This window comes from Pseudomonas putida (assembly GCF_022627325.1).
Lineage (GTDB): Bacteria > Pseudomonadota > Gammaproteobacteria > Pseudomonadales > Pseudomonadaceae > Aquipseudomonas > Aquipseudomonas putida_X.
In genome coordinates this window covers 1-327 of the sequence record NZ_JAETZZ010000049.1, presented here as the reverse complement: position 1 = coordinate 327, position 327 = coordinate 1, and the positions used below count along the sequence as shown (strand labels likewise).

1 pseudogene is annotated in these 327 nt (G+C 56.9%); it reads left to right on the top strand.

The annotated features are described in order from the left end of the window. Positions 1-327, top strand: a pseudogene (locus JNA92_RS26265) (IS66 family transposase); the annotation flags it as partial.

The window sequence follows — 327 nt, the reverse complement described above, 5'->3', positions numbered from 1 at the left end:
ACGGCATCGAGGTTCCACGACAAACCCTGGCGCGTTGGGTGATCCAGTGCAGTAAATACTTCCAGCCGCTGTTGAACCTGATGCGTGATCGGCTGCTGGAAAGTCCGGTGATTCATTGCGATGAGACCCGCGTCCAGGTGTTGAAAGAACCGGATCGAGACCCGACCAGCCAATCCTGGATGTAGGTGCAAGCCAGTGGCCCGCCCGATCGACAAGTTGTGCTGTTCGACTACACCACCAGCCGTGCGCAGGAAGTACCATTGCGTCTGCTGCAAGGCTATCGCGGCTATGTGATGACCGACGATTATGCGGGTTACAACGCTTTGG